This window comes from Nonomuraea sp. NPDC050328, assembly GCF_044459405.1.
Classification (GTDB): Bacteria; Actinomycetota; Actinomycetes; order Streptosporangiales; family Streptosporangiaceae; genus Nonomuraea.
In genome coordinates this window covers 189,272-200,247 of record NZ_JBITIW010000015.1, presented here as the reverse complement: position 1 = coordinate 200,247, position 10,976 = coordinate 189,272, and the positions used below count along the sequence as shown (strand labels likewise).

The following is a 10,976-nucleotide window of genomic DNA, read 5'->3' as shown; positions in this document are numbered from 1 at the left end:
CCGCAGATCGACGTCAGCGGACCAGCCGAAAGAACGCCCGCAACTCCGCCACGAACTGCTCCGGCTGCTCGAACGCCGCGAAATGCCCACCCCGGTCGAGCTCGTTCCAGTGCCGGATGTCGGTGAAGCGCCGCTCCGCCCACCGGCGCGACGGCCGGGGATTCTCCTTCGGAAAGATCGAGCACCCGGCCGGCACCGCCACCACGTCACCGGCCTCCCCGGCGAACAGCCGCTGCACCCATCGGAAGCTCTCCCAGTACAGCCGGGCGGCGGAGGCCCCCGTGCCCGGCAGCCAGTACAGCATCAGGTTGTCCAGCAGCTCATCCCGTGTCAGCGCGTTCTCCGGATGCCCCGCGCAATCCGTCCAGGCCCGGAACTTCTCCACGATCCAGGCGGCCAGCAGTGCCGGTGAGTCCACCAGCCCGTACCCGATCGTCTGCGGCCGGGTGGACTGCTCCAGCGAGTAGCCGTCCTCCCACTCCTGCGCCTGCTCCAGCGCGGCGATCGACGCCCGCTCGGCCTCCGTCAGCGTCCCGAACGTCGCCGGGTCCGGCGGTGCCAGCGGTGGCATCAGGTGGATCCCGACGACCCGCTCCGGCGCCTGCTGCCCGATGCTCGCCGTCACGCTCGTGCCCCAGTCGCCGCCCGCCGCCCCGAACCGCTCGTACCCGAGCCGCCCCATCAACCGGATCCACGCCCCCGCGATCCGCTCCACACCCCACCCCGTTGTCGCCGGCTTGTCACTGAACCCGTAACCCGGCAACGACGGACAGATCACATGAAACGCCTCCCGCTCCTCCCCGCCGTACTTCGGCGGGTCGGTCAGCGGCCCGATCACCTTGAGGAACTCCACCACCGACCCGGGCCACCCGTGCGTCAACACCAACGGCACCGCGTCTTGGTACGGCGAGCGTACGTGCAGGAAGTGCAGGCCCAGCCCGTCCACCGTCGTGCGGAACTGGGGAAACCCGTTGAGCCGTCGCTCCGTCGCCCGCCAGTCGTACTCCTCGGCCCAGTAGCGGCACAGCTCCTTCAGGTACGCCAGCGGCACCCCCTGCGACCAGTCGTCGACCGTCTCCCGCTCCGGCCACCTCGTCCGCCCCAGCCGCTCCCGCAGATCAGCCAGCTCGCCCTCCGCCACCTCAACCCGAAAAGGCAGCACTTCTTCCGCAGGCCAACCCTCTTCCTGGCCGAGCGGCCCCTCCGGGCGTGGCTCCTTCTCGCCGGGGACCGACACCTCTCCAGCCTCCACCTGGCCACCTCGCTTCTCCACCACCCGGCAGCCCGGCTACCCGCCCTCAGCGGCCGGGCCACCTCTCAGCCACCGCCGCCTTCCCAGCCGAAGCCTGGACATACCTGAGAGCCGGGCGTGCCGAAGCGCGGGAGCGTCGCCTAGAAAGGAGCTCCAGGGTCGGGCTCGGTCTTGCGGGCCATCGCCGCCGCCAGCTTGACCCGTGCGCCCTGGAGCCACTCCTCACAGATCGCCGCCAGCTTCTCGCCGCGCTCCCACAACTCGATCGACTGCTCCAGGGTCAGCCCGCCGGCCTCCAGCCGCCGCACCACATCGGTCAGCTCTTCCCTGGCCTGCTCATATGAGGGCGACTTGGTCGCGGATGCATTCTCGTCTGCCACGGGACCCACCTTAGGGTCCACCACCGACAACCGCCCCCAAGCCCGCCGACCACCCCCGGATGTCACCCGTGGGACGGGCCTAGTCCTCTGCCGCCACCTTGGACCCAGCGGCGGCTCCGGACTCCGCCGCATCCGGCGAGTCGGTCACCTCGGTAGGGGCGGGCTCGGGCTTCTTGCGGGGTTTGCGAGCCTTCGGGGCAGGCTTGGCGGCCGGTTCGGCCGACGCCGCCGCAGGATCGGCCGCGCGGCCCCCGGCGGAGCCCTCGAAAGCCTCGGGGTCTTCGGTGCGGACGGCGAGGCGGGCGTCGGTGAGGCGGATGGTGAGGGCCTCGCCCACGCCGATCCCCTTCGCCTGCCGTACCACCTCCCCGGAAGGGAGCTGGACGATGGCATACCCCCGCTCCAGCGTGGCGGCGGGGGAGAGGGCGACGAGGCGGGCGCGCAGGTGGGTGAGGGAGTCCTCGGCCCGGTCGAGGGAGCTGTGGAGGCTACGGCGAGTGCGGTCGCGCAGGGCGTCGACCTGCTCGGCCCGCCGCTCGATCTCCCGCACGGGATCGGCCAGCGAGGGCCGGGAGCGGACGGAGGCCAGCCAGGAACGCTCGCGTTCGAGCCAGCCGCCCACCACCCGCCGCCCACGGTCGCGAAGCTGCCGGACCAGGGTGAGCTGCTCGCCGACGTCGGGCACGACCTTCTTGGCCGCGTCGGTCGGGGTGGAGGCGCGGACGTCGGCGACGAGGTCGAGCAGCGGGCTGTCCTGCTCGTGGCCGATGGCACTGACCACCGGAGTGCGGGCGGCCGAGACGGCGCGCACGAGCGACTCGTCGGAGAAGGGCAGCAGGTCCTCCAGCGAGCCGCCGCCGCGGGCGATGATGATCACATCGACCTCGCGGTCGGCGTCGAGCCGGTGCAGGGCGTCGGTCACCTCGGCCACCGCGTAGGGTCCCTGCACGGCCACCTGCTCGACCTTGAAACGCACCGCGGGCCAGCGGCGCCTGGCGTTCTCCAGGACGTCGCGCTCGGCCGCGGAGTCACGCCCGCAGACCAGGCCCACGGTGCCGGGCAGGAACGGCAGGCGGCGCTTGCGCTCGGCGCCGAACAGGCCTTCTGCGGCCAGGAGCTGGCGGAGCCGTTCGAGCCTGGCGAGCAACTCGCCCACACCGACCGGCCGGATCTCCAGCGCGGTGAAGGCGAACGAACCCCGGTTGACCCAGAAGTCGGGTTTGACGTGCACGACCACGCGGGCGCCGTCGGCCGGGCGGGGGACGGTCGCCTCATACACCCCGCGCGGGGCGGTGACCCGGGCCGAGACGTTGGCGACCGGGTCGCGCAGGGTGAGGAAGACCGTGCCGCCGCGCGCGGTCAGCTCCGTGATCTGCCCCTCGACCCAGACCGTGCCGAGCTTGCCTATCCAGCCCGCCACCATCTGCAGGACGGTGCGGATCGGGAGGGGGGACTCCGGCGAGGTGGTGGCCATGAGGGCAGACTACGGTGTGCGACCGACTATTCCGCGGTCTCCAGCTTGGCCAGGCGGTTCTCGAACATCTTCACCACGTCGGCGCGGGCCGAGGTGGCCTGCTCGTAGGCGAGGAGCTCCCTGAGCTGGTCGGGGGTCTTGCCGCGCATGCGGGCGCGCAGCGAGGCCACCGTGAGCGTGGCGTAACCGGGCAGCGGCTCGGCCAGGTCGGCGGGGACCGGCTTGGGCTCCTCAGTGAGCGTGCTCTCCACCGCGTGTACGGCTGTCGCCAGCTCGCCGCCCTCGGCGGCGGGGGCCGGCTTGGCGGCCTTCGACGCCGCGCTCGCCCGCGGCTTGGCAGGAGCCTTGGCCTTCGCCGCACCCTCCGCCTTCGCACCCTCCGCCTTCGTGGCGGCGGCCTTCGGCTTGGCGGCGGCCTTCGGCTTGGCAACCGGCTTGACCTCGGCCTCAGGCTCGGGCTTCGGCTCGACGGTCTCCACGGGCTCGACGGCCTGGGCCTCGTCGGCCTTCGACACGACCGGCTCGACGGCCTCGGCAGTCTTGGCGGGCTCAACGGGCTCGGCGGGCTTGGCGGGCACGGCCGTGGAAGCCTCGGCCGCAGGGGCCGGGGTCTCAGCAGGGGAGACGGTCGCCGTGGGGGCGGCGGGCTCGGGGGTCTCCTCCTTCTTGGGCGCGGGCGAGAAGATGACCGGCTCGGCCTTCTCCTTGGACCCCGTCCCGTTCGACTCGGCCGCGCCACCGGCCGGCCGGGGAGCGAAGATGACCGGCTCACGCCGAGGCTTGCTCTCCTCGACCTCGAGGACGGTCTCCTCCTGCTCCTCCTCCTTCTGCCCAAGCCCCTTGATGGAGTTCTTCACCCGGTCCACCACCAGCAGCGCCTGACCGGCGGCGCTGAGCGTCCCCTGGATGATCGCGAGTGGGATCTCCTTGACCTTCTCCTTATCGGTGATCGTCTTGGTGATGCTGCGTATGACGTCGCTGAGGGACATGCCGACTCCTTGGGTGTGGACGGCCAGTCTGGCAAAGGCTGTTACCAGTTGCGAGCGGGCCGCTTCGTCGCTCCACGTAGCATAGGAACATGGAGCCTCAGACCCCCACTACCACCCGACGCGTCCTGGTGGCCAAGCCCCGTGGCTACTGCGCTGGAGTCGATCGTGCCGTGGAAGCGGTCGAGCGGGCTCTGGAGCAGTACGGCGCACCGATCTACGTCCGCAAGCAGATCGTGCACAACACGCACGTGGTCCGCACCCTGGAGGCCAAGGGCGCGATCTTCGTGGAGGAGACCGACGAGGTGCCCGAGGGGGAGATCGTGGTCTTCTCCGCGCACGGCGTCTCCCCGGCGGTGCACCAGGAGGCCGCCCAGCGCCGGCTCAAGACCGTCGACGCGACCTGCCCGCTGGTGACGAAGGTGCACAACGAGGCCCGTCGTTTCGCCGGCCAGGACTACGACATCCTGCTCATCGGCCACGAGGGTCACGAGGAGGTCGAGGGCACCGCGGGTGAGGCGCCCGACCACATCCAGCTCGTCGACGGCCTCGACGCGGTCGACGGGATCCAGGTGAAGGACCCGTCCAAGCTGGTGTGGCTGTCGCAGACCACGCTGTCGGTGGACGAGACGACCGAGACGGTCAAGCGGCTGCGCGAGCGCTTCCCGACGCTGCTCGACCCGCCGAGCGACGACATCTGCTACGCCACCCAGAACCGCCAGGTCGCGGTGAAGGAGCTGGCCGAGCAGGCACAGCTCGTCATCGTGGTCGGCTCGGAGAACTCCTCCAACTCCAAGCGCCTGGTCGAGGTGGCCAAGGACTACGGCGCCGACGCCTCCTACCTGGTCGACAACGCCTCCTTCATCCGGGAGGAGTGGCTCGACGGCGTCACCACCGTGGGCCTGACCAGCGGCGCCTCGGTGCCGGACGAGCTGGTCGCCGAGGTGCTGGCCTACCTGGCCGAGCGCGGTTACGGCGACGTCGAGGAGATCGAGTCGGTCAAGGAGAGCATGCGCTTCGCCCTTCCGCACGAGCTGCGCAAGGACCTGCGGGCCAACTAGTCACTCCTCCGAGCCCCGTGCTGTGCCGTACACGCGGGGCTCGAAGTATCCCTCCGGCTCTGGCGCGAAGGCGGACTGCTCGCCGCCGCGCCGCGGCCGGGGCACCTCGCCGGCGGTCCGCAGGTCGTCGCGCAGGTCGCGCACGTTGGCCGGCAGCCCGCGCTTCCACGCGACGCCGAGCACGAGCGCGGAGCCGGCGAACAGCCAGGGCGCGCCCGCCGACAGCGAGGTGTAGAGGCCGAAGCCCAGCGACTGCAGCAGCGAGGGCGAGCCGAGCGCGCGCGCCAGCTCGACCACGAAGGTCGCGACGAAGAACACCAGCGGCGGCGTCACCACGAGGGACAACAGCTCGCGCGGGTTGACGAAGAGCACGCCGAGCAGGCTGCCCACGACGAAGACCGCGCCCACGACGAGTGGTATGCCGGTGGCCGCCGCGGCGACGTATCCGGCCAGCGCGGAGAACAGGGCGAGCGCGATGGCACCGCGGGCGGTCAGCCTGATCGCCGATCGCCTGCCGTAGTCACCACTCACCAGCCCACCCCCTTAATGGCTCAACTTACCGTTGACGTGAGTGATCAGTGATGTGGTTTCCAGCAGTTCGGGGGAGGCGAGCGGCCTGGGCAGGTCGTCGAGCATCCCCGGCTCGTCGAGCGTGCCCTCCACGACGCCCAGATCGTGCAGTTTGCGCGCGGTGACGAGCACGCGGCTCTCCAGGGATCCCACCGTCTTGTTGTACGCCTCGACCGCGCGGGTGAGGGCCTTGCCGAGGCCGTCCACGTTGCGGCCCATCGAGGAGAGCCGCTCGTACAGCTCCTTGCCCAGGTCGAAGACGGCCTTGGCGTTCTCGCTGAGCGCGGCCTGCTGCCAGGCGTACTGGGCGGTGCGGAGCATCGTGATGAGCGTGGTCGGGGTGGCGATGTGCACGCGCCGGTTCATGGCGTGCTCCAGCAGCGCGGGATCGCGCTCCAGCGCGGGGGCGAGGAAGGCCTCGCCGGGGATGAACAGCACCACGAACTCGGGCGTCGGGTGGAAGGACTGCCAGTAGGACTTGGAGGCGAGCTGGTCGACGTGCTGGCGCAGGTGCTTGGCGTGCGCGTCGAGCCGCGCCGAGGCCTGGGCCTCGTCCTCCAGCCCGGCGGCCTCCAGGTAGGCGGCGAGGGAGACCTTGGAGTCGACCACGATGTTCTTGCCGCCGGACAGCCGCACCACCATGTCGGGGCGCTGGGTGCCGTCGGCGGAGACGACCTGCTCGTCGAAGTCGCAGAAGCGCTGCATCCCGGCGATCTCGGCGACCCGGCGGAGCTGGAGCTCGCCCCAGCGGCCCCGGGCCTCGGGGCGCTGCAGGGCCCGCACGAGCGCGCCGGTCTGGGTGCGGAGCTGCTCGTTGCTCTGCCGTACCAGCTCCAGTTCTGTGCGGGCGGCGCGCTGGCCGGCCTGGGCCTCGCGGAGCTGGGCCTCCAGCCGGCCCAGCGCCTCGCGCAGCGGCTCGACGAGGTGCTCGACGGCCTGGCGGCGCTGGTCGAGGTCGCCGCTGGCCTCGGCGCGGCTGGCGGCCAGCCGGGTCTCGGCCAGCTCCAGGAAGCGGAGGTTGTTGACGTCGAGCGCGCGGCTGGACAGCGCCTGGAAGCGCTCGGTGAGCTGTTCCTCGACGTAGGTGAGCTTGTCGGCGGCGGCTTTGGCGCGGGCGTCGGCCTCGGCCACCCGGACCGCCGACCGGGTCCTCGCGATCAGGAATCCGATGGCGAGCCCGACGGCGAGGCCGAGCAGAAGCGAGACGACATCCACTCGATCGATGATTGCATCGTGGGTCGCGCGGGTCGTCCCGACACGCGTGGGGCGGGGAAACTGCGCATTCCGCTTGTGCCGCCGCACTTCTGTCACCCAGAGTACCCATATGGTTACCGGCCAGCGGATGATCCTCTCCATCGTCGCGACCGTCGCCGTCGCCGCCGCGGCGGTCGCCGTCTCCGGAGCGGTCATCGCGAGCCGGGCCGAGGAGCAGCCGCCGCCTCCCGTGCCGCAGTTCACCCTGCGGTGGGCCGAGGGCGCGTGCGTCAGCCGGACGGGGGCGCGCTTCGACCTCGTGCCGTGCAACGGCGGCGACGCCGAGGTGCTCGCCGTCGCCCCCTCGCCGCAGGAGTGCCCCGCGCCGACCGACGTGCTCATGCGCGTCGAGGGCGGGCGTACGGCCTGCGCGCGCAACCACGTCGCGCCGCATCCCGGCGACCCCGGGCGCGGCGGCGGGGTGCTGCGCGCGGGCGACTGCCTGACCCGCGACGGTCGTGAGCGGCCCTGCTCGGCCAAGGGCTGGTACGGCAGAGCCGTCGCGGTCCTGCCGGGCGGGCCCGTGCCGGGCGGCCCCGGCGCGGGCGGCTCCCGGTGTCCAGGCGGCTCGGTGGACTCGATCGAGCTCTCCGCCGCGCTGGTCTGCCTCGGCCGGGGCGGCCAGGTGCCCGGCGCCGGCGACTGCGTCACGCGCCCCAGCCGGGGCCGGGTCGCGGCGGTCGCCTGCCGGTCGCGGCGGGCGTGGGGACGGGTGCTCGGCTTCGCCGCGTCCGCCGAGGGCTGCCCGGCCGCCGCCGACCACGCGCTCACCGGCCCCGGCCGGCCGGCGACCTGCCTGGCGCTCGCCCGCGAGTAACGGTGGTGTCCGGCGGTAAACTTGCCTGCCGTACACACCGCAGCCATCGGCTCATGAGGCCGACGAAGGAGCGCTCGTGAGCCTCAGCATCGGCATTGTCGGCCTGCCCAACGTGGGCAAGTCCACGCTGTTCAACGCCCTGACCAAGAGCGCCAACGCGCTCGCGGCCAACTACCCCTTCGCCACCATCGAGCCCAACGTCGGCATCGTCGGCGTGCCCGACGAGCGGCTGGCCAAGCTCGCCGAGATCTTCGGCTCGGCCCGCATCCTGCCGGCGAAGGTGGAGTTCGTGGACATCGCCGGTCTGGTGCGCGGCGCCTCCGAGGGCCAGGGCCGCGGCAACCAGTTCCTCGCCAACATCCGCAACACCGACGCGATCTGCCAGGTCATCCGGGTCTTCTCCGACCCCGACGTGACCCACGTGGACGGCGACGTCTCCCCGCGCCGCGACATCGAGACCATCAACACCGAGCTGGTCTACGCCGACCTCCAGACCGTGGAGAAGGCCCTGCCGCGGCTGCAGAAGGAAGCGCGGATCAACAAGGACAAGAAGGCCGCGATGGAGGCCGCCGAGGCCGCCAAGGCCGTCCTGGAGACCGGCAAGACCATCTTCGAGAGCGGCCTCGACCAGGAGGAGCTGCGCGAGCTGCACCTGCTGACCGCCAAGCCGTTCCTGTACGTCTTCAACCTCGACGCCGACGAGCTGACCGACGAGGCGCTGCGCAAGCAGCTCGCCGAGCTGGTCGCCCCGGCCGAGGCGGTCTTCCTCGACGCCAAGATCGAGTCGGAGCTGTACGAGCTGTCCGACGAGGAGGCGCTGGAGCTGCTGCAGAGCGTCGGCCAGGAGGAGTCGGGCCTGTCGCAGCTCGCCCGGGTCGGCTTCGAGACCCTCGGCCTGCAGACCTACCTGACCGCCGGGCCGAAGGAGACCCGCGCCTGGACGATTCCCAAGGGCGCGACCGCGCCCGAGGCGGCCGGCGTCATCCACACCGACTTCCAGCGCGGCTTCATCAAGGCCGAGGTCGTGTCCTTCGACGACCTGGTCGCGGCCGGTTCGATCGCCAGCGCCAGGTCCGCGGGCAAGGCGCGCGTCGAGGGCAAGGACTACGTCATGCGCGACGGCGACGTGGTGGAGTTCCGCTTCAACGTCTGACAACCTCACGGGGCTCTGGCGCGTCGAATCGTCACGGCGTTCACGCGCAACCGTGTTCACTCGGAGGGCCCCATGATCCGTCGCATTCTCGGCAAGCGCCGGCCTACCCTGGTCGGCATCAGCCTGGAGGAGGAGCTCGCGCTGCTCCGTGTCGAGCTCATGTACGGCTTGCGCGTGAGCAGGGAGGCCTACCTGCGGCGCAAGATGGACGAGCGCGAGGAGCTCAGCCGCCGCCTGCACGGGCGCGACCCGGAGGAGCTCCTCTCGGAGCTGCGCGGCTGCCTGGAGCGGGTGGTCCACCCCGCGTCCCTGAACAGCGCCCCCGTCCCCGCCCAGTCCGCCGGCAAGGTCGTCGACCTGCGCAGTCACCGCCGGGCCCGGCAGGCGGAGGACCCCGAGCCCGCGTGACTTGTACGAAATGAACAGGTAGCGAGGGTATCTGAGCTATTCGGACAGCATTACCTGACTGTCGGGCTATGGGTTTTCCGGCATATCGCCTGGTCGACTACTCATTTCAGCAAACCGTGCCAGGAGCCGGCACTTCGCCGAGTCATGCACACTCGGTTTGCTCCTGCACGGCGATGCCTGCAGCATGGGCGTGGCTTTCCTGGAAGAATTGCCGCGACCGGTAATGTGACATCTTCAGACCGCGTCCTCCAGTTCGGATGGCGCGAGCGGAGGCGTGATGGCTCGTAGGTCCACCACCCAGAACGATCCCATGATCGCTGGTGACCTCGAGCTTTCGGCACGCCCGGAATCGACCTCCAACTTCGAGGGCCGCAGGTCGGCCCGGCGCGGCTGGTCCGGCGGCGGCGGCCGCTGGCTGGTCGCCACCGGACGGGTGATCGTCTGGGCGCTCATCCTGGTGGTCCTGGCCAACGGCGTCATCGCCATCGTCAGCCGCGTCCGCGAAGGCGCCGTCACCACGCCCGGCGGCGCCACCAGCTCGGCCGCGCCCTTCCCGACCGCGGCCGCCTCCGCCTTCGTGGTGCAGTTCGCCCACCTCTATCTCGACCTCAACCCGGCCGAGCTCTCCATCCGGGCCGCGCGGCTCAAGCCGTACCTGCCGCCGGACGCGGGCGAGCAGTTCGGCTGGGACGGCTACGGCCGCCTCCAGGCCGCCTACATCCAGCCCTACAGCGTCGAGGTCAACCCGGGCGACAACGAGAACGCCGTGGTCACCCTGACCTTCCAGTCGGGCGACCGGCGCTACCTGCTCTCGGTGCCGGTGCACTGGGACGGCGGCGGCAAGTTCGTGGTCTCCGGCCGCCCCGGCGTGCTCCCCGCGCCGGGCCCCGCCGAGCTTCCCCAGGTCGCCGCCGCGGCGACCGACGACGAGACCGCGACCGAGCTCAGGTCGCAGCTCGCCGAGTTCTTCCGCGCCTACGCCTCCGGTGACCAGCTCTCGCGCTACACCGCCAGCGGCACCAGCCTGACCAGTCTCGGCGGCGCGTTCAGCTTCGTCGAGTTGAAGGACATCGTGGTACCTGTGGGGGATACCACCAGCCGTGAGATTCAGGCCGTCGTGGTCTGGGGCGTGCCGTCCGGCGCCGCGCCGACGGCCGAGCCCACGCCGTCCGACCCTGGCGCGATGGCCGGGCGTCTCGAGCAGGGCTACCGGCTCACGGTCGTGAAGCAGGGCGACAAGTGGTACGTCAAGGACATCCGCGGCGCCGGTCGAGCCGTTGGATAACAGCCTGCTGATCGACACCCCCCTGGAGGACGAGAAGTGATCGTGAAGACCATTTTCCTGAACCTGATCGAACTGGCCACGCCGTCCCCCGCACCGACCGGCGTGAACACCGAAGGACTGGCGAACTTCCTCCGCTCGTTCTTCGCCCCGCTGTTCCTGGTCATCGTCTCGGTGGTCGCCCTGTTCTTCCTGTTCACCAGGGAGATCACCAGATTCGTGCAGTTCTTGATCCTGGCGGTGGCGATCGGTGTGATCTTCTACGTGCCGAACATCATCGAGGTGACGGCGAAGGCCATCGCCGGCGCACTGGGCATCAAGTAAGCGGCCACCCGGTTA

The 10,976-nt window shown here is 71.1% G+C and carries 12 protein-coding genes; 6 read left to right on the top strand and 6 right to left on the bottom strand.

Going from position 1 to position 10,976, the window contains the following annotated elements; translation table 11 throughout:
* Positions 1–13: 13 nt before the first annotated feature.
* The 4 genes from ACIBG7_RS39795 to ACIBG7_RS39780 form a co-directional block, all read right to left on the bottom strand.
* Complete coding sequence (locus ACIBG7_RS39795) at positions 14–1,162, bottom strand: epoxide hydrolase family protein (protein ID WP_397339607.1); 1,149 nt, start codon at positions 1,160–1,162, stop codon at positions 14–16.
* Positions 1,163–1,392: 230 nt separating this feature from the next.
* Positions 1,393–1,632, bottom strand: a complete 240-nt coding sequence (locus tag ACIBG7_RS39790; RefSeq protein ID WP_357934556.1) for an exodeoxyribonuclease VII small subunit — start codon at positions 1,630–1,632, stop codon at positions 1,393–1,395.
* 79 nt (positions 1,633–1,711) lie between these two features.
* Positions 1,712–3,106 carry an exodeoxyribonuclease VII large subunit gene (gene xseA / locus ACIBG7_RS39785; RefSeq protein WP_397339606.1) on the bottom strand — a complete coding sequence of 465 codons (1,395 nt, stop codon included), beginning with the start codon at positions 3,104–3,106 and terminating at the stop codon, positions 1,712–1,714.
* A gap of 26 nt (positions 3,107–3,132) precedes the next feature.
* The gene (locus ACIBG7_RS39780) at positions 3,133–4,095 is read right to left on the bottom strand and encodes a hypothetical protein (RefSeq protein WP_397339605.1); all 963 of its coding nucleotides are present in this window, start codon (positions 4,093–4,095) and stop codon (positions 3,133–3,135) included.
* Positions 4,096–4,184: 89 nt separating this feature from the next.
* On the opposite strand from ACIBG7_RS39780, the gene ACIBG7_RS39775 reads away from it, so the two are divergent.
* Positions 4,185–5,153, top strand: a complete 969-nt coding sequence (locus ACIBG7_RS39775; protein ID WP_357934547.1) for a 4-hydroxy-3-methylbut-2-enyl diphosphate reductase — start codon at positions 4,185–4,187, stop codon at positions 5,151–5,153.
* On the opposite strand, the gene ACIBG7_RS39770 is transcribed toward ACIBG7_RS39775, so the two are convergent.
* Positions 5,154–5,684, bottom strand: coding sequence for a DUF6542 domain-containing protein (locus ACIBG7_RS39770; protein ID WP_357934544.1), 531 nt, complete (start codon positions 5,682–5,684; stop codon positions 5,154–5,156).
* 12 nt (positions 5,685–5,696) lie between these two features.
* Positions 5,697–6,947 (bottom strand): DNA recombination protein RmuC, encoded by a 1,251-nt coding sequence (locus tag ACIBG7_RS39765; RefSeq protein WP_357934737.1) that lies wholly within the window; start codon positions 6,945–6,947, stop codon positions 5,697–5,699.
* Between the two features lie 100 nt (positions 6,948–7,047).
* Here ACIBG7_RS39765 and ACIBG7_RS39760 point away from each other — a divergent pair, with 100 nt between their 5' ends.
* From ACIBG7_RS39760 to ACIBG7_RS39740, 5 genes are all read left to right on the top strand, one after another.
* Positions 7,048–7,794, top strand: a complete 747-nt coding sequence (locus ACIBG7_RS39760; RefSeq protein ID WP_357934541.1) for a hypothetical protein — start codon at positions 7,048–7,050, stop codon at positions 7,792–7,794.
* Positions 7,795–7,870: 76 nt separating this feature from the next.
* On the top strand, positions 7,871–8,947 hold the full coding sequence (gene ychF, locus ACIBG7_RS39755; protein WP_397339604.1) for a redox-regulated ATPase YchF: 1,077 nt from the start codon (positions 7,871–7,873) through the stop codon (positions 8,945–8,947).
* Between the two features lie 72 nt (positions 8,948–9,019).
* On the top strand, positions 9,020–9,355 hold the full coding sequence (locus ACIBG7_RS39750; protein ID WP_357934535.1) for a hypothetical protein: 336 nt from the start codon (positions 9,020–9,022) through the stop codon (positions 9,353–9,355).
* 310 nt (positions 9,356–9,665) lie between these two features.
* Positions 9,666–10,640: a conjugal transfer protein gene (locus ACIBG7_RS39745; protein ID WP_397339603.1), complete on the top strand. Its 975-nt coding sequence runs from the start codon at positions 9,666–9,668 to the stop codon at positions 10,638–10,640.
* A 51-nt stretch (positions 10,641–10,691) separates the two neighbouring features.
* Positions 10,692–10,961, top strand: coding sequence for a hypothetical protein (locus ACIBG7_RS39740; RefSeq protein ID WP_357934734.1), 270 nt, complete (start codon positions 10,692–10,694; stop codon positions 10,959–10,961).
* Positions 10,962–10,976 lie beyond the last annotated feature (15 nt).